The sequence below is a fragment of the Yimella sp. RIT 621 genome (assembly GCF_004146205.1).
Classification (GTDB): Bacteria; Actinomycetota; Actinomycetes; order Actinomycetales; family Dermatophilaceae; genus Yimella; species Yimella lutea.
Genome location: NZ_SEIP01000010.1, coordinates 120,924 through 143,710, shown reverse-complemented (window position 1 = coordinate 143,710; position 22,787 = coordinate 120,924). Strand labels below are relative to the sequence as shown.

Sequence of the window (22,787 nt, the reverse complement as noted above, 5' to 3'; positions counted from 1 at the left end):
ACTCTCGATAACCTTGGGCGGTGCTGACCGTTCAAGAAGCCCTCCTGACGCTGCAGAAGTTCTGGACCGACCGTGGCTGCATGGTCGTCCAGCCGTACAACACCGAGGTCGGGGCGGGCACGATGAACCCGGCCACTGTCATGCGGGTCCTCGGACCGGAGCCCTGGCGGGTGGCGTACGTCGAGCCGTCCGTGCGCCCCGACGACAGCCGGTACGGCGAGAACCCCAACCGACTGCAGACGCACACCCAGTTCCAGGTGATCCTCAAACCCGACCCCGGCAACCCGCAGGAGCTCTACCTGGAATCGCTGCGTGCACTCGGCATCGACCTGGACGCGCACGACGTCCGCTTCGTCGAAGACAACTGGCAGCAGCCGGCCATCGGCGCCTGGGGTCTGGGCTGGGAGGTGTGGCTGGACGGCATGGAGGTCACCCAGTTCACCTACTTCCAGCAGGTCGTCGGCCAGAACCTCGAGCCGATCAGCGTCGAGCTGACCTACGGCATCGAGCGCATCATGATGGCGTTGCAGGGCGTATCCCACTTCAAGGACATGCAGTACGCCCCGGGCATCAGCTACGGCGAGGTGTTCGGCCAGAACGAGTTCGAGATGTCGAAGTACTACCTCGACACCGCCGACGTGCAGACCAATCGCGACCTGTTCGAGCGCTACACCGCCGAGGCCGGCAAGCTCATCGAGGCCCGGCTGCCCGTGCCCGCCTGGACATACGTGCTCAAGAGTTCGCACGCGTTCAACGTGCTCGACAGCCGCGGCGCCGTCTCGACCACCGAGCGCGCCCGCTCCTTCTCGCTGATGCGCAAGCTCGCCCGCGAGGCCGGAGTTCTGTGGACCGAGCGTCGTGACGAACTCGGCAACCCGCTGCTGAAGTCGGACCTGCCGTCGATGCAGATCGGCGACTCCGTCATGGCGCCCTCGGCAGGCGAAACCCCTGCGACACAGCCGAGTTCGACCGATCCGCAGACCTTCGCGCTCGAGGTCGGAGTCGAGGAGTTGCCGCCGCACGTCGTGGGCCAGGCCATCGACCAGGTGCGTCAGGCGATCGTCGATGGATTGGACGCCTCCCGCTTGGACCACGGTGACGTCACCGTGGTCGGCACCCCACGTCGCATCGTGGCCACCGTTGCCGGGGTCGGTGCGCAGGAGCCGGACGCAGAGACCCTTCGCAAGGGTCCCAAGGCGGCCGCGGCGTTCGATGCCGAGGGCAACCCGACCAAGGCATGCGAAGGATTCGCGCGCGGCCAGCGAGTCTCCGTGGACGACCTGGTGCGTGCCGAGTTCGACGGTGCCGAGCACGTCGCGGTGAAGGTGCAGCAGCCCGGACGCGACGTGCTGGGGGTGCTGGGCGGCATCGTCGAGGCGGTGGTCGGCTCGCTGCGCGCCGACAAGAACATGCGCTGGGCCGACCCGGAGCTCACCTACAGCCGTCCGGTGCGTTGGCTCGTCGCGCTGTGGGGCGCCGACCTGGTGCCCGCACAGATCTCGCAGCTGCGCACCGGCCGCACCACCTACGTGCACCGCACCGACCCCAATGCGTTGGTGCCGGTCGCGTCGGCCGACGAACTCACCGCGCTGCTGGGCGACAAGGGCATCGTGCTCGACCCGGAGGCCCGGCGTGCGTCGGTCGTCGAGCAGGCCACCCGGCTTGCTGAATCTGTCGGCGGAACAGTCGATTTCGAGGCGGAGTCGGCGCTCGTCGACGAGATAACCAACCTGGTCGAGCAGCCCCACGGCATCCTCGGTGGGTTCGAGGAGCGCTACCTGCGGGTGCCCGAGCAGATCCTCACCACCGTCATGCGCAAGCACCAGCGCTACCTGCCGGTGCGGGACGCGTCGGGCGCCCTGATGCCGCACTTCATCACGATGGCGAACGGCGACTGCGACGACGACGTGGTGCGCGGCGGTAACGAGTCGGTGCTGCGGGCCCGCTACGAAGACGCGGCGTTCTTCTACGACGCCGACCTGCAGGTCGACCTCACCGAACTGCGCGCGGGCATCTCCAAGCTCACCTTCGAAGACCGCCTCGGCTCGATGGCCGACCGTTCCGACCGCATCAAGGACGTCGCGGCGGCGCTCGCCGAGACGATCGACCTGGACGCCTCGGGCCGCGAAACGCTTTCCCGGGCAGGCGAACTCGCGAAGTTCGACCTTTCGTCACAGATGGTCGTCGAGCTGTCGTCGCTCGCCGGCTTCATGGCCAAGGAGTACGCCGCGAAGGCAGGGGAGACCCCCGAGGTCGCCTCCGCGCTGTGGGAGATGGAGTTGCCGCGCACCACCGGCGGCCCGCTGCCCACCTCGGTGCCGGGAGCGTTGCTGGCGCTCGCCGACCGGTTCGACCTGCTCACCGCCATGTTCGCGATCGGCGCCAAGCCGACCGGATCGTCCGACCCGTTCGCGTTGCGTCGTGCGGCACTCGGTGTTGCGAGCATCCTGCGCGGAGTCGACGGCGTCGGTGCGATCACGATCAGCGCCGGCCTCGCTGCCGCGGCTGCCCGTCTGCGCACCCAGGGTGTCGACGTCAGTGACGAATCGGTCGCTGCAGCACAGGAATTCGTCGAAGGACGCTTCCACCAGCAGTTGCGCGACGAGGGCATCTCGGCCGGGTTGGTCGACGCCGTCGCACCGCTCGCGGACGCCCCCGGCAAGGCGGAGCTCGCGCTCAAGGACATCGAGGCCGTGCGTGCGACCGACGGGTTCGCGCCCCTGGTCGAGGTGACCCAGCGCATCACCCGGATCGTGCCGGCCGGCACCACCGGTGCCTACGACCGGTCCGTGCTCGTCGAGGACACCGAGAAGGCGCTCGCCGACCGGGTCGACGCCCTGCCCGACCACGCGGGCGACGGCCTCGTCGATTGGCTCGCCGATGCGAAGGCGATCGTCGACCCGGCGAACACCTTCTTCGACGAGATCCTGGTGATGGCCGACGACGAGGCGCTCAAGGCCGCCCGCCTCGGCCTGCTGCAGACGATCGTCGACCGTGCGCCGAAGGGCATCGACTGGAAGGCGCTGCACGCGGCGCTGTGAGACGCGCCGGACGCAAGAACAGCGGGCGGCCCCGAACGGGCCGCCCGCCTTTTGTTGCTCATGTGTCGATCACACGCCGGGGCCGCCCGAGCCGGAGCCGCCGAATGTGTTGTTCTGATACACCTTGTGCATGTGGGCCGACGCCAGCCGTGCGCCGTCACGGTCGCCTTCGATGCGGGGGCCCCTACGGAGATTCTGACGCAGGTGGCCGCGGGACTTCCAGTTGCTGCCGGAGTTGACCCGGTCGTAGACGGCCGCGCCGATGAGGACGACGGCTATGACCGAAAGAACGATGATCCAGAACATGGTCTGACCCCCCTTGCCCGAGGCGGAGGCCCGATGCCCCTCCTGGGTGTGACGGTACGCCAGGAGGACTCGGAATGTCATCCATCGCGGTCGTAGGGTTGGGACCATGACCAACGAGCAGCACGGCTTCTCCACCCGCGCCATCCACGCCGGTTCGGAACCCGACCCCCGCACCGGCGCCGTCACCCCGGCGATCTACCAGACGTCCACCTACAAGCAGGACGGTGTGGGCGGCTTCCGCGAGGGGTACGAGTACTCCCGCTCCGCCAACCCGACCCGCACCGCGCTCGAGACCTGTCTCGCCGCGATCGAGGGCGGCTCGCGCGGCTTCGCGTTCGCCTCGGGGTTGGCCGCCGAGGACACCCTGATGCGGGCCGTGCTGCAGCCCGGTGACCACATGATCATCCCGACCGACGCATACGGCGGCACCTTCCGCCTCGTCGACAAGGTGGTCAAGCGGTGGGGCGTCGACTACTCGCTCGCCAAGGTGGGTCAGGCGGACGCGATCCGTGGCGAGATCCGTCCGGGCGTCACCAAGTTGATCTGGATCGAGACCCCGACCAACCCGATGATGGGCATCGCCGACATCGCGGCCGTTGCGCAGGTCGCCCACGAAGCAGGTGCACTGCTGGTCGTCGACAACACCTTCGCCTCCTCCTACCTGCAGCAGCCGCTCGCGCTTGGCGCGGACGTCGTGATGCACTCCACGACCAAGTACGCCGGCGGTCACAGCGACGTCGTCGGCGGCGCATTGATCGTCGGCAAGGGTCAGGACGAGCTCGCCGAAAAGGTTGCCTTCCATCAGAACTCGCTCGGAGCGGTGGCAGGACCGATGGACTCCTGGCTGGTGCTGCGCGGCTTGAAGACACTCGCCGTGCGAATGGAACAGCACTGCACCAACGCCGAGAAGATCGTCGACTACCTGCAGACCCGCGAGGACGTCACCCACATCCACTACCCGGGCCTCGACAGCCACCCCGGCCACGACATCGCGGCCAGGCAGATGAAGCGGTTCGGCGGCATGATCAGCTTCCAGCTCGAGGGTGGCGAACAGAACGCCGTCGACGCCATCGGACGGACGAAGATCTGGACGCTCGGCGAATCACTGGGCGGGGTCGAGTCGCTGATCGAGCACCCGGCACGCATGACGCACGCAAGTGTCAAGGGCACCGAGTTGGAAGTGCCCGGCGACCTCATCCGACTGTCCGTGGGCATCGAGGACGTCGACGACCTGATCGCCGACCTCGACCAGGCGCTGCGCTGACCGTGATCAGCGGATGATCCTGTTTCTCGTCGCGGCGGTGCTTGCCGGCGCCGCGCTGGCCTTGTTCGTCGCGGCCGGGCGGGACCGTAGGACGTGGAGCGAGCACCGTCGCCAGGTCATGATGATCAGGCGTTGGGAACGTGCTCGTGACGGTGCGCCCTTCGATCAGGCGGCGCCGCCTCGTCCGGAGCTCGACTCGCCGTACGCCAAACCCCGCGCGGAGAATCCACCGGTGTTGCCGGATCGGCCGGGCCAGACCCGTCTGCTCTGGGGCGCGTTGCTCGTCGTTTGCGCCGTCCTGGTGTTGACCGCGGCGCTCGCTGCTTGAGTCGAGGTTCAAGACTCGGTCAAGACCTGGCGGGGCACGGTGATGCTGTCGGTACCAGGTGGCAGAGTATGCGACATGTCACTAGCGGTAGAGGCCGAAGGCCTGGCCAAACACTTCAAGGACGTGAAGGCGGTCGACGGTGTCTCGCTGCGGGTGCCGCAGGGCAGCGTGCTCGGCGTCCTCGGCCCCAACGGAGCGGGCAAGACCACCACCGTGCGAATGCTCACCACGTTGATCCCGATCGACGAGGGCCGCGCCCAGGTCGGCGGAGCCGACGTGGCCACCCAGGCGCAGGAGGTCCGCCGCAAGATCGGTGTCTCGGGTCAGTACGCCGCCGTCGACGAATACCTCACCGGCTACGAGAACCTCGAGATGGTCGGTCGGCTGTACCACCTGCGAAAGTCGGAGGCGAAGGCTCGGGCGCGGGAGTTGTTGTCACAGTTCCGGCTCGACGACGCGTCCGACCGTCCCGCGAAGACGTACTCCGGCGGAATGCGCCGACGGCTCGACCTCGCCGGCGCGCTGGTGGCCCGGCCTCCGGTGATTTTTCTCGACGAGCCGACCACCGGTCTCGACCCACGCAGTCGCGGTGACATGTGGGACGTCATCGTCACGTTGGTGGGGGAAGGCACCTCGGTGCTGCTCACCACCCAGTACCTCGAAGAAGCCGACCGGCTGGCCGACAACATCGTCGTGATCGACCACGGCCGCATCATCGCCGAGGGCACCGCCGACGACTTGAAGTCTCAAGTGGGCGGCGAGCGATTGGAGATCACCGTGACCGAACCCGACAGGGTCGAGGACGCGCTCCGGGTCCTGGACCACATCGGTGACGGACAGGCGAAGACCGACCAGAACGGTCGCCGGGTGACGGTCCCGGTCAACGGTGGCACGCAGTCGCTGCTCGCAGCGGTCCGCCAACTCGACGAAGAAGGAATCTCCGTGCAGGACATCGGTATTCGCCGACCGACGCTCGACGACGCCTTCTTGTCACTGACCGGCCGTCCGGCCGAGGACGCCGACGGGACGGACGAGCCGGTCAAGGAGAACGTCCGATGACCGCCTTCCTCAACGACTCGCTGACGATCGCCAAACGCAACCTGCTGAAGATCAAGCGGGTGCCCGACCTCATCGTGTTCACCACGTTGCAGCCGATCATGTTCGTGCTGCTGTTCGGTTACGTCTTCGGTTCGCTCGCCGGGTCCGGCGCCGCGGTACAGGGTGGCTATCGCGAGTTCATGATGGCCGGCATCTTCACCCAGACGATCATCTTCGGCGCCACGATCACCGGGTTCATGATGGCCGAGGACATGCAGAAGGGCGTGATCGACCGGTTCCGCACGCTGCCGATGCACCCGAGCGCGGTGCTGTTCGGCCGCACCTTCGTCGACGTGCTCAACAACGTCCTGGTGCTGATCGTGATGTCGCTGACCGGTCTGCTGATCGGGTGGCGCATCCGCGGCAGCTTCCTGGACGCGGCCGTCGCCTACCTGCTGATGCTGCTGTTCGCCTTCGGATTGTCCTGGCTGTTCGCGTTCATCGGGCTGAAGGTGCGCTCGCCCGAGGTCGTCAACAACGCCTCGTTCATGGTGATCTTCCCCGTCACCTTCATCGCCAACACCTTCGTACCGAGCGAGAACATGCCGTCGGCGTTGAAGGCGTTCGCCGGCTGGAACCCGGTCTCGACGATCACACAGGCCGCTCGCGAAGGCTTCGGCAACCTGTATGCCCTCTCCGGCGGGCAAGATCCGGCAGCGGTCGAGAAGGCCACCCGATACACCTGGGCACTCGAACACCCGGTGCTGTACTCGGCGATCTGGGCCCTGGTGTTGCTGGCGATCTTCGTTCCGCTCTCGACCCGCGCGTACAAGAAGGCCGTCGCCAAGTAGACCTCTCGAGAACGAGCGAGCGGCCCCGCACTCCGATGGAGTGCGGGGCCGATCGTGTCGCGTGTGCGCCGGAAGTCAGCCGTCGTAGGGGGTGGCGTCGAGGATCTTGACCTTGACGGTCTTGCCCGCGGGGGTCTCGTACTCGGCCTCGTCGCCCTTGGACTTGTTCAGCAGGGCGGCGCCGAGCGGCGACTTCTCGGAGTAAACGTCGAGGTCGGTGTCGCCACCGATCTCGCGGTTGCCGAGCAGGAAGGTCTCCTTCTCGCCGAACATCTCGACGGTGACGACCATGCCGGGCTCGACGATGCCGTCGTCCGCCGGCTTCTCGCCGACGACCGCGTTGCGCAGAAGGGTTTCGAGCTGGTGGATGCGGGCCTCCATCTTGCCCTGCTCCTCCTTGGCGGCGTGGTAGCCACCGTTCTCCTTCAGATCGCCTTCGAGGCGGGCTTCTTCGATGCGCTTTGCGATCTCGATGCGACCTTCACCAAGGAGGTGGTCTCGCTCGGCCTTCAAGCGGTCGTACGCCTCCTGGGTGAGGAAGGTCGCCGAAGCGTCGGCAGTGCTGGTCACGGTCATCTCCCTTGTGGCAGGACGGTCCCGCCAAGCTTGTTAAAAGTCGAGGTCTGGGCGGCTCGCTCTCAGCAGCGGGGCCCAGACCTTCGGATTCGTGAAAGCACGATGTTACGCCCAGGGATGTCGAATGTCACACCGATCGGGCAAATGTGAGTGGCGCTCGGCGGCGTTCTCAGCGCAGTTCACAGTGTGTCACCTCGCCGGTCACGGCCTGTGTGACGGTGCGGACCGATCGGGTGTAGCGGGTGCTGGAGTGCGAGCTCGGCGGCAGCTCGACGCTCACGCGACCGACCGTCGCGTGTTTGACGTCGTACGCGACCAGGGTGCAGCGCACCGGCCGGTCACGTTGGTCGACGACGTCGAATGTGACGTCGACCTGCCGGTCGTTCACGACCTTCACACCGGCTTGTCCCCACGAGATGCCCCGGGTGGCGGAGATGCCGAACCAGGTGGCGGTCAGTGCGGCGATGGTGATCAGGACGCCTGCGGCGATCCACCAGCGCTTGGTGCCACCCGGGCGGAAACCGGTCGAGGAGCGCTCCTCCTCCTCGTCCGCCGACAGGTTGCGGCGCGAGGAAACCGGGTGGTCCGGAAGGTCGGTCATGGAATGAGAGAATATGCGGCGGTTCAACAACGTTGAGGACGAGGTGGAACGAGTGACAGAGCAGCTGCGACTCCTGGCGGTGCACGCGCACCCTGACGACGAGTCGAGCAAGGGCTCCGCGACGATGGCCAAGTACGTCGCCGACGGCTACCGCGTCATGGTCGCCACCTGCACCGGGGGCGAGCGTGGCGACATCCTCAATCCCCGACTGCAAGACGACCCCGAGATCAAGCGCAACCTGCCCGAGGTCCGGCGTCGCGAGATGGCGGCTGCCCAAGAGGTGCTCGGCATCGAGCACACCTGGCTCGGTTTTGTCGATTCCGGTCTGCCGGAAGGCGATCCGCTGCCTCCGCTGCCGGACGGTTGCTTCGCGCTCGAGCCGTTGGAGGTCACCACCGAGGCGCTTGTCCGGGTGATCCGCGAGTTCCGTCCGCACGTGATGACGACGTATGACGAGAACGGCGGCTACCCGCACCCCGACCACATCATGTGCCACGACGTCTCGATGGCGGCGTTCAAGGCCGCCGGTGACGCCGAGCAGTTCCCGCACGCCGGCCCTGCATGGCAGCCGCTGAAGTTGTACTACGACCGTGGATTCTCCCGCGAGAAGCTGACCGCGATGCACGAGGGCTTGCTGGGCCTCGGCAAGGAATCGCCCTTCACCGACTGGCTGGCCCGCTGGGAGGACCGCGACCCCGTCCGGGTCACGACCCGCGTCGATGCGTCCGGCTTCTTCGAACACCGCGAACGAGCGCTCCTCGCGCACGCCACGCAGATCGACCCGGACGGGTCGTTCTTCGCACTCTCGGCTGCCGAGCAAGCCACGATCTGGCCGACCGAGGAGTTCGAGCTCGCCATCTCCTACGTCAAGCCGGCCGAGGAACTGCACGAAGAGGACCTGTTCGCAGACCTCCCGGACGACGTGCAGGCGGCCGACGAACTCGCCCTGAACCCGCCGGCGGCCCCGGTCGTCGACGAGGTCCGCGAACGGAAGCTGTCCTGATGCGCGCCGAAGAAGCCGCGAGCAATGTCACCGCCGGGTTGCCGGGATTCCTGGTCCTGTTCTTCCTCGGTCTGGCTTGCTGGTTCCTGTTCCGCAGCATGAACAAGCGGATGCGCCGGGTGCGCTACGAAGCCGGCGACCTGACCAGCCGCAGGCGTGAGGGTGCCGACCCGGCCACGGACGAGCCGACGGACCCGTCGAAGAACGGCCCAGCAGCCTGACCTCAGGCGTTGGTCTGTGGCAGCTTGAGCACCGCGAGCAGCACGGCCGTGTAATGCGCGCTGAACGCCAGCAGGGTCAGCGCGTGAAAGATCTCGTGGAAGCCGAACCAGCGCGGTGACGGGTCTGGACGCTTGAATCCGTACACGACCGCACCGGCCGTGTACAGCACTCCGCCCAACGCGATGAGCGAGATGATCAGCGGACCGCCGGCGCGGTACAGCGGACCGAGGTAGAAGATCGCCACCCAGCCGAGTGCGACGTAGATCGGCACGTACAACCAGCGCGGGGCGCTCACCCAGAACACCCGGAACAACACCCCGCCGATCGCGCCACTCCACACGATGATCAGCAGTTGTGTGCCTTCGTCACGGGGTAGGAGCGTGAGCGCGAAGGGCGTGTAGGTGCCGGCGATGATCAGGAAGATGTTGGCGTGGTCGAAGCGCTTGAGGAATCCCTCGTACGCCGGTGACCATTTGCCGCGGTGATATACCGCCGACACACCGAACAGCAGACCGGCGGTCATCGTGAACACCGCCGCGCCGACGCGTCCGCTCAGCGTCGGGGTGATCACGACCAGGAGCAACCCGGCGATCATCGCAAGCGGGAACATGCCGGTGTGCAACCAGCCGCGAAGCTTCGGCTTCACCATGCGCAACATGCGGGCGGCGTCCTCGCCGAGTTCCTCCACGCGCTGCCCGATCTGGCTCATGATCAGATCGTAGGGCGGCGCGCCGGAACCGGTCGCGGTGGTCCGAACCTCCCACGGGCATATCGTTGGACAGGTGGTGACCCAGAGGCATGACGAAGGAGCAGACCGCGATGCGCGGACCGAGTGACCTCGTCTACGGCGCGTACGAGCGCCAACTGGCCCGTTCGTTGCCCACGGAGAACCTGCCGCGGCACGTCGGCGTGATGCTCGACGGCAATCGGCGCTGGGCCAAGGCCCGCGGCACCGACACCGCCTCGGGGCACAAGGCCGGTGCCGACAACATCGCCCCCTTCCTCGGTTGGTGCGAGGAGATGGGCATCGAGGTCGTCACCCTCTGGTTGTTGTCGACCGACAACCTGAACCGACCCACCGAAGAACTCGAGCCGCTCGTCGGCATCATCGAAGGCGTGGTCTGCGAGCTCGCCGGTCGCGAGCAGTGGAAGATCAACCCCGTCGGCGCCCTGGCGATGCTCCCCGAACACACCCAGGAGGTGCTGCGCGAGGCGTCCGAACAGACCGCGGACGTCGAGGGACTGATCGTCAACATCGCGGTCGGGTACGGCGGACGCCAGGAGATCGCCGAAGCGGTCCGCTCCCTGCTACGGGCACACGCGGCCGATGGCACCTCCATCGAGCAACTCGCCGAGATCCTCGACGTCGAGCACATCGCCGAACACCTCTACACCAAGGGGCAGCCCGATCCCGATCTGGTGATCCGCACCTCCGGCGAACAGCGCTTGGGCGGCTTCCTGCTCTGGCAGAGCGCGTACTCCGAGTTCTATTTCTGTGAGGCCTACTGGCCCGACTTCCGTCGCGTCGACTTCCTTCGCGCGCTGCGGGATTACGCCACCCGTGACCGCCGGATGGGTAAGTGACCGTCGACTCATCGTCCGCTGGTGGTGCCGGTTTTCGGACGGGCTTCGAACGGGACGGGGTCGGCAGGGTTCCCGTTGCCGGCCACGTCCCGTGCTGACGCAGGCCCGCACCCCCAGATGGGGCCGTTGGGACTGGTGTGGCGAACGGGACGACTCCGGCGCTTGAACAGTCGGTGAATTCGCAACACGCCGGTCGAATGGGCGCGATTCCGTGCCGGGCCTGGTCGTAGATTTCAATCACGACGAACACCCGTTCGCCGTTCGGGAGGCCCACTTCATGCAGCGACCCACGCTGCGGATGAGAGGGCCGGTCCCGGTCCTCACTCGGGCCGGCAACCGGCACACCATCCGCGAGTAGCCGCGAGATATCGCGCGCAAGAGGAGTCGGCATGACCGTTGAACTGGACAGCCCCCGCACGTACGTGCTCGATACGTCGGTGCTCCTGTCGGATCCACGCGCGATGACGCGCTTCGCCGAACACGAAGTGGTGCTCCCGGTCGTGGTGATCAGTGAGCTCGAGGGCAAACGGCATCACCCGGAACTCGGCTACTTCGCCCGCTCCGCGCTGCGCATGCTCGACGACCTGCGCGTCCAGCACGGCAGCCTGCACTCGCCGGTGCCGATCGGTGACGGCGGCACCTTGCGCGTCGAGCTCAATCACACCGATCCGAACTCGTTGCCGGCCGGATTTCGCTTGGGAGACAACGACACCCGCATCCTGGCGGTCGCCCGTAACCTGGCGAACGAGGGGTGCGGGGTGACAGTCGTGAGCAAGGACCTTCCGATGCGCGTGAAGGCGTCCGCGGTCGGACTCAACGCCGAGGAGTACCGCGCGGAGCTTGCTCCGGACAGCGGATGGACCGGCATCAGCGAACTCGACATCACCGCCGAGGAGATGGACTCCCTGTACGACGAGTCCCGCCTCGAATCGCCCGTCGCCGCCGAATTGCCTTGCAACACAGGCGTGGTCATGCTCGGGCCGCGCGGCAGCGCGCTCGGGCGCGTCATGGCCGACAAGAGCGTCCGTCTCGTCCGAGGCGATCGGGACGCGTTCGGCCTGCACGGTCGGTCGGCCGAACAGCGCATCGCGCTCGACCTGTTGCTCGACCCCGACGTCGGCATCGTCAGCCTCGGCGGACGCGCCGGCACCGGAAAGTCTGCACTGGCCCTGTGCGCCGGACTCGAAGCCGTCATGGAGCGTCGCCAGCACCGCAAGGTGATCGTGTTCCGTCCGCTGTACGCCGTCGGCGGCCAGGAGCTCGGCTACCTGCCAGGTACCGAGAACGAGAAGATGGGGCCCTGGGCGCAGGCCGTCTTCGACACGCTCAGCGCGGTGGTCTCGCGCGAGGTCGTCGAGGAGGTCATGGACCGCGAACTGCTCGAGGTGCTGCCGCTGACGCACATTCGCGGGCGGTCGCTGCACGACGCGTTCGTGATCGTCGACGAGGCACAGTCGCTCGAGCGCAATGTGCTGCTCACCGTGCTTTCGCGAGTGGGTCAGAACTCGCGGGTCGTCCTCACCCACGACGTCGCGCAACGCGACAACCTGCGGGTCGGGCGACACGACGGCATCGCCGCCGTGATCGAGAAGCTCAAGGGACACCCGTTGTTCGGACACGTCACGCTGACCCGCTCCGAGCGCAGCCCGATCGCCGCACTGGTCACCGATCTGCTGGAACAGGCCGACGTCTGATCTCGGCGCGAACGCGGGGCGGCACCGATCGGTGCCGCCCCGCGTCCTTTCACAGGGTTCCCGCAATCGGTGAAAAGGGCGCGGGTCGGATCGGTATGTTGGGGGAGTCATGGTGGGAAATCGCGCGCTGACAGCGCTGTACTGGGTGATCGGGTTCGTGCTCGCCGTACTGGCCGGTGCGGGTGGTGCTGCCTGGGGGAACTCGTTGGCCCCCACCTTCGAGAACGAGGAGAGCGGCGGCACCCCGGCGACCGGTGCATCCCGTCTGCTGTTCAGCATCTTCGGCGGCCTGCTCGGCGCCGCGATCGTGCTCGCCGTCTTCGCCGCGATCTTCATGGTGCTCTGGGTGCGTCACCGTCGGACCAACCCGGCTGTCGACGACGAGGAGTTCGAAGCCGACGAGGAGCTTCTCGACCACGTCGAGTTCGGCGACGACGAGGACGATGACCGCTATCTCGATTCCGAGAACGACAGCTACGGCACCGAGTTCGATGCGCAGGACGAGCAGTCCGCGCGGGCCCAGCGGCGTTAGAGCTTGCGCAGGCTGACCCGGCTCACGCCGTGGTCGCCACCCTTGCTGAGGACGAGCGTTGCCCGGCTCCTGGTCGGCGCGACGTTCTCCACCAGGTTCGGCAGGTTGATCTCTTCCCAGATCTGGTTCGCCCGGTCGACCGCCTGCTCGTCGGTGAGTGATGCGTACCGGTGGAAGTAGGAGTCCGGATCGGCGAACGCGGTCTGACGCAGTCCGAGGAAGCGGTCGACGTACCAGCGACGGATGTCGCTCTCCCGCGCATCGACGTACACCGAGAAGTCGAAGTAGTCCGACACGTTGAGCGTGTTGCGGCGTCCGGCGATGGCCTGGGAGGGCTGCAGGACGTTGAGTCCTTCGACAATCAGCACGTCGGGTTGGCGCACGACGACTCGTTCGCCCTCGACGATGTCGTAGGTCAGGTGTGAGTACACGGGCGCCGAGACCTCCTGCTTGCCCGACTTCACCTCCGCCACGAAGCGCACAAGCGACCGGCGGTCGTACGACTCCGGGAAACCCTTGCGGTTGAGGATGCCGCGCCGTTGCAGTTCGGCGTTGGGGAACAGGAAGCCGTCCGTGGTGATGAGTTCGACCCGTGGCGTGCCCTCCCACCGGGCCAGCAACTCGCGCAGGATGCGCGCCGTCGTCGACTTCCCGACCGCGACCGATCCGGCGACGCCGATGATGAACGGAGTCTTCTCCGGACGTTCGCCGAGGAAGTCGGAGGTGACCCGATGCAGGCCCGCCGTGGCACCGACGTAGAAGTTGAGCAGTCGCGACAGGGGCAGGTAGACCTCTTCGACCTCGGCGAGATCGATCCGCTCGCCGGTGCCACGCAGTCGGCGCACGTCGTCCAGGCCGAGACTCATCGGGTGCTGGTCGCGCAGCCGGGCCCATTGGGCGCGACTGAACTCCAGATACGGCGACTCTGCCGAAATTGTCGGACGTGACACGTCCGACATTGTGTCGGATGCCGCACCTGGACAGGCCACCCGGGCGGAGGCTCTAGGCTGTCGACCATGTGTGGAATCGTCGGATACGTCGGCAAGAGCGACGACCAGAAGGCCCTTGACGTCGTCATGGAGGGTTTGGCCCGACTGGAGTACCGAGGGTACGACTCTGCGGGCGTCGCGCTGGTCAGCGGTGACGAGGTCGAGGTGCGCAAGCGCTCCGGCAAGCTCGCCAACCTGATCGCCGAGATCGAGGCGCACCCGATGGACGCCTCCCGCACCGCGATCGGGCACACCCGGTGGGCGACGCACGGCGGCCCGACCGACGAGAACGCCCACCCTCACCGCGGTGGTACCGACGGTAAGTTCGCGCTCATCCACAACGGCATCATCGAGAACTTCCACAGCCTCAAGAACGAGTTGTTGGCCGACGGCATCGAGTTCGCCAGCGAGACCGACACCGAGGTCGTGGCTCAGTTGCTCGCTCGCGAGTTCGACGGTGATCTCACCGAGTCGATGCGCCGCGTCGTCCAGCGCCTCGAGGGTGCTTTCACGTTGCTGGCGGTGCACGCCGACCAGCCCGGCGTGGTCGTCGGAGCTCGCCGCAACAGCCCGCTCGTCGTCGGCCTGGGTGAGGGCGAGAACTTCCTCGGCTCCGACGTCGCCGCATTCATCGGTCACACCAGGCACGCGATGGAGATGGAGCAGGACCAGATCGCCACCATCACCCCGGACGAGGTGAAGGTCATCAACTTCGACGGCAGTCCCGCCGAGGGCAAGCGTTTCGAGGTCACCTGGGACGCCGCTGCCGCCGAGAAGGGCGGCTATGACACCTTCATGGAGAAGGAGATCAACGAGCAGCCTCACGCCGTCGGCGACACCCTGCTCGGCCGCACCGGTGACGACGGCTCGCTCGTGCTCGACGAACTTCGTATCAGCGAGGACGAACTCGAGGCCGTCGACCGCATCACGATCGTCGCCTGTGGCACCGCCGCGTATGCCGGCATGGTCGCCAAGTACGCGATCGAGCACTGGGCCCGCATCCCGGTCGAGGTCGCGCTCGCCCACGAGTTCCGTTATTGCGACCCGATCGTCGACGAGCGCACGCTGGTGGTGTCGATCAGCCAGTCCGGCGAGACCATGGACACCCTGATGGCGGTCAAGCACGCCAGGGAGTTGGGTGCTCGCACGATCAGCATCTGCAACACCCACGGTTCGACGATCCCGCGCGAGTCGGACGCGGTGCTCTACACCCACGCCGGCCCGGAGATCGCGGTTGCCTCGACCAAGGCGTTCCTGGCACAGATCACCGCCTGCTACATCCTCGGTCTCTACCTCGCACAGCTGCGTGGCGGCACTTACGCCGAGGACGCCAAGGCGGTGCTCGCCGAACTGCAGGAAGTGCCGGGCAAGATCGAGGAACTGCTCGGAACGATGGACCGCGTCCGCGAGATCGCCCGCTTCATGGCCGACACCCGCTCGGTGCTGTTCCTGGGTCGTCAGGTCGGTTTCCCCGTGGCGATGGAGGGCGCGCTCAAGCTCAAGGAGCTCGCGTACATCCACGCCGAGGGGTTCGCCGCCGGTGAGCTCAAGCACGGCCCGATCGCGCTGATCGACGCCGGCCAGCCGGTCTTCATCGTGGTGCCCGGGCCGGACACCCCGCACGGACTGCACGGCAAGGTCGTCTCGAACATCCAGGAGATCCGCGCCCGCGGCGCTCGCACCCTGGTGATCGCGCAGGAGGGCGACGAGGCCGTCGTCCCGTTCGCCGACGAGGTCATCCGCGTGCCGCACACCTCGCCGCTGCTGCAGCCGCTGCTCACCGTCGTCCCGTTGCAGGTCTTCGCCCTCGAACTGTCGACCGCGAAGGGCTTGGACGTCGACCAGCCGCGCAACCTGGCCAAGTCCGTCACCGTCGAGTGATCCTGCGTCGCACGAGGTCCCGTTGATGGCGATCGTCGGAGTCGGCGTCGACCTGGTGGTCGTCAGCCGGTTCACCGCGACGCTCGAGCGGACGCCCGCACTCGCGACCCGCCTGTTCACCGACCGTGAACAGGCGGGTTCGCCGTCCTCCGTGGCGGGCAGGTTCGCCGCCAAAGAGGCGATCGCGAAGGCGCTCGGCGCTCCCGGCGACCTGGCGTGGACCGACGCGGAGGTGCACAAGACCGATGTCGGGCAACCCTGGTTCCACGTGACCGGTACTGTCGCGGCCCGCGCCCGCGCACTCGGCGTCGAGCGGTTCCATCTGTCGATCTCCCACGACGGCGACTTCGTCACTGCGATGGTGGTGGCCGAAGGGTCGTCACCATCGCACGACCTGCCCTCGCCATATGAGTCACCGTACGACTTACCGAACGAACTCGACTGGGGGACACAGTGATCCGCGCATTCAGCATCGACGACGTCCGTGCGGCCGAGGAGGCCGTCAAGAGGGAGCTCGAGCCCGGCGAGTTGATGCAGCGCGCGGCGCTCGGCCTGGCAGAGGTTGCTCGCGCCCGGTCGGACGAGGACGACAGGGTGGTCGTGCTGGCCGGGTCGGGCGACAACGGGGCAGACGCGCTGTACGCCGCAGCGCACCTGGCCCGGCTCGAACTGAACGTCGTCGCGCTGTTGGTCGGATCGCGCACCCACGAAGAGGCGCTCGCAGCAGCGACGGCGGAAGGTGTGGTGCCGATCGAGTGGCGGTCGGGAAAGGTGCCCGCAGCTGCCGCCGAGGCACTTGTCGAAGCCGACCTGGTGATCGACGGGATCGTCGGTATCGGTGCGTCGCCGGGCCTGCCCGAGCACCTGGAGAACCGGCCCGACCTCTTCGCGAACGATTCCTACGTCATCGCGGTCGACCTGCCGTCGGGCGTCGATCCGTCCGGCGTGGTGGCCGCCGACTGCCTGTACGCGGACGAGACGGTGACCTTCAGCCTGTTGAAGCCGTGCCATCTCCTGCCTGCCGGTGAAGCAGCGTGCGGACAGTTGACCGTGGTGGACATCGGCGTGCCCGAACCGGATTCGCCCGTAGTCGTCCGTTACGAAGCGAGCGACGCAACCCGGCTCTGGCCGACCCCCGGTGCGTTCGACGACAAGTACTCGCGCGGCGTCCTGGGTGTGATGACCGGCAGCGAGTCCTACCCTGGCGCCGCCGTCCTGGGCGTGACTGCGGCCGTCACCACCGGGGTCGGGATGGTGCGTTACATCGGCCCGCGTCGCGCGACCGACCTGGTGTTGGGAAGCGTCCCGGAGATCGTCAGCGGGCCCGGACGCGTTCAGGCCTGGCTACTCGGCTCCGGTTGGGACGGTCATGGGGGAGCGCCGGAGTTGGTCGATGGACTCCTGGACGACATCCTTCCGATCGTGCTCGACGCAGGTGCCCTCGACCTGCTCGACGAACCTCGCTCCGCACCGACACTGCTCACTCCTCATGCCGGCGAGTTGAAGCGTCTGGCGCAGCGGCTGGGGCTGGAGCACACCCAAGGAGTGCCGGGTGCCCGAGCGGTGGCAGACGCGCTCGGCGCGCACGTCCTGCTCAAGGGTGCGACCACGCTGATCGTGCCGCCGTCCTCGACGGGAGGGCCGCTCGTCAGCCAGACCGACGGACCGGCCTGGCTGGCCACGGCGGGCTCGGGAGATGTCCTGGCCGGAATGATCGGCGCACTGGTCGCCTCCGGGCTCGGCGTGACCGAAGCGGGTGCCCTCGGAGTGTTGCTGCACGGCCGCGCCGCTCACCTGGCCAACCCGGGAGGGCCCGTCCGTGCCCTCGACGTGGCTCGCTGCGCGGGTCAGGCCGTCGCCGAGTTCCTGTGACCGGCCTCGCCGGCGGCACGCGTCCGAACGCCGACCACGGGTGGGATGATGGGACCGCTATGTCCTCATCCCTGCCCGGCGGTTCGCCCGCCCGCGTCACGATCGATCTCGACGCCATCGCCGCCAACGTCCGCGCCCTGAAGGGCTTTGCCGGCGATGCCGAGGTGATGGCCGTCGTCAAGGGCGACGCGTACGGGCACGGGCTGGTCCCGTCCGCCCGGGCAGCGGTGGCCGGGGGAGCGAGTTGGCTCGGCGTGGCCCAGATGGACGAAGCCTTCGAGCTGCGTGCAGCCGGCGTCGAGGAGCCGGTGCTGTCCTGGTTACACGCGCCGGGGACCGACTTCGACCGGGCCATCGTCTCCGGCATCGACATCGGGGTGCCAGCGGTCTGGGAACTCGACGCGGTCGTCGAAGCGGCGCGCCGGGTCGGGCGGACAGCGCGGGTGCAGTTCAAGGTCGACACCGGTCTCGCCCGCAACGGAGCCTACGGCGCCGACTGGGACGCGCTGGTCGCGGCCGCCGGTCCGTATGTCGCCGAGGGCGCTGTGAAGGTCGTCGGCGTCTTCACTCACTTCGCGTTCGCCGATGCGCCCACTCACCCCACCGTGCTGCAGCAGCAGGAGAAGTTCGCGGACGCTGTCCGTGACTGCGAACGTGCCGGGTTCGACCTCGAGGTGCGCCACATGTCGAACTCCGCCGCGACACTGACGACGCCGCAGGCGGCCTGGGACATGGTGCGTCCGGGGCTGGCGGTCTACGGTCTGTCGCCGGTGCCCGACCTCGGCCGACCAGCCGACTACGGACTGCGTGCAGCCATGACCGTCAGCGCGAATGCGACTGTGGTGAAACGGATTCCGGCCGGCCAGGGGGTCAGCTACGCACACACCTATGCGCCCGATCGCGAGACGACGGTGGTCGACGTGCCGATCGGATACGTGGACGGCGTCCCACGGTCGGGTTCGAACAGGGCACCGGTACAGATCGGTGGCTCGAGCTACACGATCTCCGGACGCGTCTGCATGGACCAGGTCGTCGTAGACGTCGGTGACGCGCAGGTGAGTGCCGGGGACGAAGTCGTCCTGTTCGGTGACGGCGAACTCGGCGTCCCGACGGCGCAGGACTGGGCCGATGCCAACGACACGATCAGCTACGAGATCGTCGCCCGGATGAGCTCGCGCCTGCCGCGGGTGTACGTCGGAGGTGAGCACCATGGCGAGTGACGGTGGACTGCTCGGTCTCGGCGTCGGCATCCTGGCGGCCGGTGCTGCCACGGCCGCGGGAGTCGCGGCCGATCGGCTGCTGAAGGCTCGCCGCACCGCGATCGAACTCGGTCTCGAAGTCGACTACGACGACATCCCCGACCACGAGGACGTCGTGATCAGCGACGCCGTGCCGCTGCACGTGGAGATCGACGACCCGGTCGGTGCGAAAATCGGCGAGCGACCCACCGTCGTGCTGTCGCACGGTTACACCCAGCACCACGGTGTGTGGCACTTCCAGCGAAAAGCGTTGCGAGAAGCCGGATTCCGGGTGGTGCTCTGGGATCACCGAGGCCACGGCCTGTCCGAACGAGGCGAGGAGTCGTCCTACACGATCGCCCAGCTGGGACGTGACCTGCACGCGGTGATCACAGAAGCCGCCCCCGACGGGCCACTCATCCTCATCGGCCACTCGATGGGTGGCATGGCGATGATGGCGATGGCCGAACAGTTCCCGGAGATCATCCGCGAACGCGTGGTCGGTGCCGGATTCGTCTGCACGAGCTCGGGAGCGCTGAGCACGCTCGACTTCGGCCTCGGCAAGCAGGTCGGCGCCGCCGTGCACCGCCTCGGTCCCGGCACCGTCGCCCGGCTGTCCGCAAGGCAGAGCACCGTCGAACGCGTCCTCGAAATCGGCAAGGACGTGGAAAGCTATCTCGTGCATCGGTATTCGTTCGGTTCGGACGTACCGATGGCCGTCGTGCGTTACACCGCCGACATGATCTTCGAGACCCCGATGTCGGTCATCTCCGCTTTCATGCCGACCCTCGTCGACCATGAACGCACCGACGTGTTGGCCGAGTTCGACGGCATCGAGACCTTGGTGATCCATGGTCAGCAGGACCGCATCGTCCCGCGTGCCCACGCCGATGTCATGGTCGCGAAGATGCCGCACGCCGAGTACATCGTCGTCGAGAACTCCGGCCACATGCTCCCCCTGGAGCACCCGGAGATCGTCAACACCGAGATCGTCGCGCTCGCCGAACGTGCCTCCCGCGCCGTCGTCGAACCACCCAGCAAGCGCCGTTCGACGGTGCCGCGCACCGTCACCGACCTACGGCCGAGGCGCAAGGGTGTGCTGGAGAAGAAGCAGAAGGCGGCCCGATGAGCGTCCCGCCTGTGACGCTGCCCGATCGTGAAGCGACCCAGACCTGGGGCCGTCGTCTTGGCGCGCTGCTGCGTGCCGGCGACGTCGTCGTGCTGACCGGCGGCCTCGGTGCGGGCAAGACCACGTTGACCCAGGCAATCGCCGAGGGACTCGGTGTGCGTGGACCGATCACTTCCCCCACCTTCGTGATCGCCCGCGTCCATCCTTCGCTCGTCGGCGGTCCGGAGTTGGTGCACGTGGATGCGTATCGCCTGGACGGCTCTCTCGAACTGGATGACCTTGACCTCGACTCCGAACTGGACGAGGCGGTGACGGTCATCGAGTGGGGTGCCGGTCTGGCCGAGGAGCTGTCCCAAGAGCGTCTGGAACTGGTCATCGATGTGGACACGTCGACTGAGGTCCGCTCGATTCGGTTGCAACCCAACGGCGCTCGATTCGAATCGGTTGCTGCGCAGGTCGCGTCATGAGTGAGCTGCTGCTGGCGATGGACACCTCGACCTCGGCGGTCACCGTCGCCCTGGTGTCTGGTGCAGAGGTCGTCGCGGAGCAGACCGTCGTCGACGCGCGCCGCCACACCGAGATCCTGATGCCGCTCGTTCGTGACCTGTTCGACGGAGTCGGGGTGACCCGGGCGAACGTCACGGCGCTCGCCGTCGGCGTCGGGCCCGGTCCGTTCACCGGTCTGCGGGTGGGAATCACCACGGCGGCCACGCTCTCGTATGTTCTCGGTGTCCCGGCCCACGGGGTCTGCAGCCTCGACGCCATCGCGCATCAAGCCGCGACGAGCGACGTGGAGGAGTTCGTCGTCGCCACCGACGCACGTCGCAAGGAGGTCTACTGGGCGCGGTACGTGCGCGGTGAACGCGAGAGCGAGCCGCAGGTGCACAAACCGGCAGGCCTCCCCGATGAGGTTCGAGCGCTGCCGGCGGCCGGCCGGGGAGCGAGGCTCTATCCCGAAGTGTTCGCCTCGGCGATGGAGCCGGCCGACGTGAGTGCCGCTCACCTGGGCCTGCTGGTCGCGTCCCGTCTGCGTGACGGCGGGGAGCTGCTGCCGTTGCAACCCCTGTATCTGCGGCAGCCGGACGCCGTCCCGTCGGCCGGCCAGAAGTCGGCGCTCACCTCACTTGCCGGACAACGGCGCCGGCCATGATCACGCGCGAGATGCACTGGAGCGACATCCCCGAACTCACCAGGATCGACCGGGAGCTTTTCGGGCACGAGGCGTGGAGCGAGACCACCTGGTGGTCCGAGCTCGCCGGTCGTCCTCAGCGTCGCTACTTGATCGCGCAGGACGACGAGGGTGTGGTCGGGTATGCGGGAGTCGACTGTCCCGGCGATGTCGCCGACGTGATGACGATCGCCGTCCGACCCCGTGGACGTCGCTCCGGGCTGTCCCAAGAACTGTTGGACTGGATGCGCGCCGAGGCTGTGTCGTCCGGCGCCGAGGCACTGATGCTCGAGGTCCGCGCCGACAACGTTGCCGCGCGAAAGCTGTACGACCGCAACGGTTTCGAGCAGATCAACGTGCGCCGCGGCTACTACCAGCCGGACGGTGTCGACGCGATCATCATGCGAGCGCTGCTGGAGGCAGACGATGAGTGAGCCCGTCGTTCTCGGGATCGAGAGCTCCTGCGACGAGACCGGAGTCGCGCTCGTACGCGGCACCACGTTGCTCGGCGACTGCCTCGCCAGCAGTGTCGACGAACACGTCCGTTTCGGCGGGGTGGTGCCCGAGGTCGCCAGTCGGGCACACCTCGAAGCGATCATCCCGACCATCGAGCGAGCATGCGACGACGCCGGACTCACCCTCGCCGACGTCGACGCGGTGGCCGTGACTGCAGGACCCGGTCTCGCCGGTGCGCTCATGGTCGGGGTTTCGGCGGCGAAGGCGGTCGCATGGGCGCTCGACAAGCCGCTGTACGGGGTGAACCACCTGTGTGCGCACGTCTGCGCCGACGTGCTCGACCACGGCCCGTTGCCGGAGCCGACGATGGCCCTGCTGGTCTCCGGCGGGCACACCGATCTGCTGATCGTGCGCGACATCGCGTCCGACGTGACTGCGCTGGGCCGGACGATCGACGACGCCGCCGGCGAGGCGTACGACAAGGTGGCGCGGGTGCTCGGAGTGCCCTATCCGGGAGGACCGCACTTGGATCGGCTTGCGCAGCAAGGAGATCCGACCGCCATCCGTTTCCCGCGGGGTCTCACGTCGGCGCGCGACATGGATAAGCATCGTTTCGATTTCTCGTTCTCGGGCCTGAAGACCGCGGTCGTGCGCTGGGTGCAGGAGCGCGAACGCGACGGTCTGGACGTGCCGCTCGCCGACGTCGCCGCGAGCTTTTCGGCGGCGGTGGCTGACGTGCTCACTCGCAAGGCGATCGACGCGTGCGAGCACCACGGCATCAAGGATCTGCAGATCGGCGGAGGAGTCACCGCGAACACCCAGTTGCGGACGATGGCCGAAGAGCGTTGTGCCGCAGCCGGAATCAGCCTGCGCGTCCCGCGGATCCGGCTGTGCACCGACAACGGGGCGATGGTCGCAGCGCTCGGGGCCCAGGTCGTCGCTCGCGGACTTACGCCGTCGAGCCTCGACCTCGGCACGGACTCGAGCCTGCCGGTCAGCACGGTCTCGGTCTGA

At 67.5% G+C, this 22,787-nt stretch carries 24 protein-coding genes; 19 read left to right on the top strand and 5 right to left on the bottom strand.

From position 1 onward, the window contains the following. The first annotated feature begins 20 nt into the window (after positions 1-20). On the top strand, positions 21-3,041 hold the full coding sequence (locus EU513_RS11215) for a glycine--tRNA ligase (RefSeq protein WP_129625981.1): 3,021 nt from the start codon (positions 21-23) through the stop codon (positions 3,039-3,041). 69 nt (positions 3,042-3,110) lie between these two features. Here the strand turns inward: EU513_RS11215 and EU513_RS11210 are convergent, their stop codons facing one another. Further along, positions 3,111-3,347 carry a hypothetical protein gene (locus EU513_RS11210; protein ID WP_129625980.1) on the bottom strand — a complete coding sequence of 79 codons (237 nt, stop codon included), beginning with the start codon at positions 3,345-3,347 and terminating at the stop codon, positions 3,111-3,113. Positions 3,348-3,453: 106 nt separating this feature from the next. On the opposite strand from EU513_RS11210, the gene EU513_RS11205 reads away from it, so the two are divergent. From EU513_RS11205 to EU513_RS11190, 4 genes are all read left to right on the top strand, one after another. Then, positions 3,454-4,611, top strand: coding sequence for a cystathionine gamma-synthase (locus EU513_RS11205; protein ID WP_129625979.1), 1,158 nt, complete (start codon positions 3,454-3,456; stop codon positions 4,609-4,611). Between the two features lie 13 nt (positions 4,612-4,624). Further along, positions 4,625-4,939: a hypothetical protein gene (locus EU513_RS11200; protein WP_129625978.1), complete on the top strand. Its 315-nt coding sequence runs from the start codon at positions 4,625-4,627 to the stop codon at positions 4,937-4,939. 75 nt (positions 4,940-5,014) lie between these two features. Next, positions 5,015-5,998 (top strand): ATP-binding cassette domain-containing protein, encoded by a 984-nt coding sequence (locus EU513_RS11195; RefSeq protein ID WP_129625977.1) that lies wholly within the window; start codon positions 5,015-5,017, stop codon positions 5,996-5,998. Next, on the top strand, positions 5,995-6,828 hold the full coding sequence (locus tag EU513_RS11190; protein WP_129625976.1) for an ABC transporter permease: 834 nt from the start codon (positions 5,995-5,997) through the stop codon (positions 6,826-6,828). Before EU513_RS11195 ends, EU513_RS11190 begins: the two co-directional genes overlap by 4 nt. Before the next feature lie 75 nt (positions 6,829-6,903). Here the strand turns inward: EU513_RS11190 and greA are convergent, their stop codons facing one another. Both greA and EU513_RS11180 read right to left on the bottom strand, forming a co-directional pair. Further along, positions 6,904-7,404, bottom strand: coding sequence for a transcription elongation factor GreA (gene greA, locus EU513_RS11185; RefSeq protein WP_275578169.1), 501 nt, complete (start codon positions 7,402-7,404; stop codon positions 6,904-6,906). 169 nt (positions 7,405-7,573) lie between these two features. Then, a complete protein-coding gene (locus EU513_RS11180; RefSeq protein WP_129625974.1) occupies positions 7,574-8,005 on the bottom strand; it encodes a DUF4307 domain-containing protein in 432 nt (143 codons plus the stop codon). A 52-nt stretch (positions 8,006-8,057) separates the two neighbouring features. Here EU513_RS11180 and mca point away from each other — a divergent pair, with 52 nt between their 5' ends. Beyond that, positions 8,058-9,008: a mycothiol conjugate amidase Mca gene (gene mca / locus EU513_RS11175; protein WP_129625973.1), complete on the top strand. Its 951-nt coding sequence runs from the start codon at positions 8,058-8,060 to the stop codon at positions 9,006-9,008. After that, the gene (locus tag EU513_RS11170; protein WP_129625972.1) at positions 9,008-9,229 is read left to right on the top strand and encodes a hypothetical protein; all 222 of its coding nucleotides are present in this window, start codon (positions 9,008-9,010) and stop codon (positions 9,227-9,229) included. Before mca ends, EU513_RS11170 begins: the two co-directional genes overlap by 1 nt. Before the next feature lie 2 nt (positions 9,230-9,231). Here the strand turns inward: EU513_RS11170 and EU513_RS11165 are convergent, their stop codons facing one another. After that, on the bottom strand, positions 9,232-9,939 hold the full coding sequence (locus tag EU513_RS11165) for a hemolysin III family protein (protein ID WP_129625971.1): 708 nt from the start codon (positions 9,937-9,939) through the stop codon (positions 9,232-9,234). A gap of 110 nt (positions 9,940-10,049) precedes the next feature. Between EU513_RS11165 and EU513_RS11160 the strand changes: the two genes are divergently transcribed. From EU513_RS11160 to EU513_RS11150, 3 genes are all read left to right on the top strand, one after another. Continuing rightward, a complete protein-coding gene (locus tag EU513_RS11160) occupies positions 10,050-10,814 on the top strand; it encodes an isoprenyl transferase (protein WP_129626001.1) in 765 nt (254 codons plus the stop codon). A 389-nt stretch (positions 10,815-11,203) separates the two neighbouring features. Further along, positions 11,204-12,508, top strand: coding sequence for a PhoH family protein (locus tag EU513_RS11155; RefSeq protein WP_129625970.1), 1,305 nt, complete (start codon positions 11,204-11,206; stop codon positions 12,506-12,508). A gap of 112 nt (positions 12,509-12,620) precedes the next feature. Next, complete coding sequence (locus EU513_RS11150; protein ID WP_129625969.1) at positions 12,621-13,040, top strand: hypothetical protein; 420 nt, start codon at positions 12,621-12,623, stop codon at positions 13,038-13,040. On the opposite strand, the gene coaA is transcribed toward EU513_RS11150, so the two are convergent. Continuing rightward, complete coding sequence (gene coaA / locus EU513_RS11145; protein WP_129625968.1) at positions 13,037-13,999, bottom strand: type I pantothenate kinase; 963 nt, start codon at positions 13,997-13,999, stop codon at positions 13,037-13,039. The two genes, EU513_RS11150 and coaA, sit on opposite strands and share 4 nt — an antisense overlap. Positions 14,000-14,056: 57 nt before the next feature. Between coaA and glmS the strand changes: the two genes are divergently transcribed. From glmS to tsaD, 9 genes are read left to right on the top strand one after another with little or no spacing between them, the layout of a single operon-like run. After that, a complete protein-coding gene (gene glmS, locus EU513_RS11140) occupies positions 14,057-15,910 on the top strand; it encodes a glutamine--fructose-6-phosphate transaminase (isomerizing) (RefSeq protein ID WP_129625967.1) in 1,854 nt (617 codons plus the stop codon). Positions 15,911-15,935: 25 nt separating this feature from the next. Continuing rightward, positions 15,936-16,367 (top strand): holo-ACP synthase, encoded by a 432-nt coding sequence (locus EU513_RS11135; RefSeq protein ID WP_129625966.1) that lies wholly within the window; start codon positions 15,936-15,938, stop codon positions 16,365-16,367. Then, complete coding sequence (locus EU513_RS11130) at positions 16,364-17,782, top strand: NAD(P)H-hydrate epimerase (RefSeq protein ID WP_129625965.1); 1,419 nt, start codon at positions 16,364-16,366, stop codon at positions 17,780-17,782. Before EU513_RS11135 ends, EU513_RS11130 begins: the two co-directional genes overlap by 4 nt. Positions 17,783-17,841: 59 nt before the next feature. Beyond that, complete coding sequence (alr, locus tag EU513_RS11125; RefSeq protein WP_129625964.1) at positions 17,842-19,002, top strand: alanine racemase; 1,161 nt, start codon at positions 17,842-17,844, stop codon at positions 19,000-19,002. Further along, positions 18,992-20,149 carry an alpha/beta fold hydrolase gene (locus EU513_RS11120; RefSeq protein WP_129625963.1) on the top strand — a complete coding sequence of 386 codons (1,158 nt, stop codon included), beginning with the start codon at positions 18,992-18,994 and terminating at the stop codon, positions 20,147-20,149. Before alr ends, EU513_RS11120 begins: the two co-directional genes overlap by 11 nt. Beyond that, positions 20,146-20,616, top strand: a complete 471-nt coding sequence (gene tsaE, locus EU513_RS11115; RefSeq protein ID WP_129625962.1) for a tRNA (adenosine(37)-N6)-threonylcarbamoyltransferase complex ATPase subunit type 1 TsaE — start codon at positions 20,146-20,148, stop codon at positions 20,614-20,616. The genes EU513_RS11120 and tsaE overlap by 4 nt, the downstream gene beginning before the upstream one ends. Next, positions 20,613-21,299 carry a tRNA (adenosine(37)-N6)-threonylcarbamoyltransferase complex dimerization subunit type 1 TsaB gene (tsaB, locus tag EU513_RS11110; protein ID WP_129625961.1) on the top strand — a complete coding sequence of 229 codons (687 nt, stop codon included), beginning with the start codon at positions 20,613-20,615 and terminating at the stop codon, positions 21,297-21,299. The genes tsaE and tsaB overlap by 4 nt, the downstream gene beginning before the upstream one ends. After that, on the top strand, positions 21,296-21,751 hold the full coding sequence (rimI, locus tag EU513_RS11105; protein WP_239701172.1) for a ribosomal protein S18-alanine N-acetyltransferase: 456 nt from the start codon (positions 21,296-21,298) through the stop codon (positions 21,749-21,751). Before tsaB ends, rimI begins: the two co-directional genes overlap by 4 nt. Next, complete coding sequence (gene tsaD, locus EU513_RS11100; RefSeq protein ID WP_129625960.1) at positions 21,744-22,787, top strand: tRNA (adenosine(37)-N6)-threonylcarbamoyltransferase complex transferase subunit TsaD; 1,044 nt, start codon at positions 21,744-21,746, stop codon at positions 22,785-22,787. The genes rimI and tsaD overlap by 8 nt, the downstream gene beginning before the upstream one ends.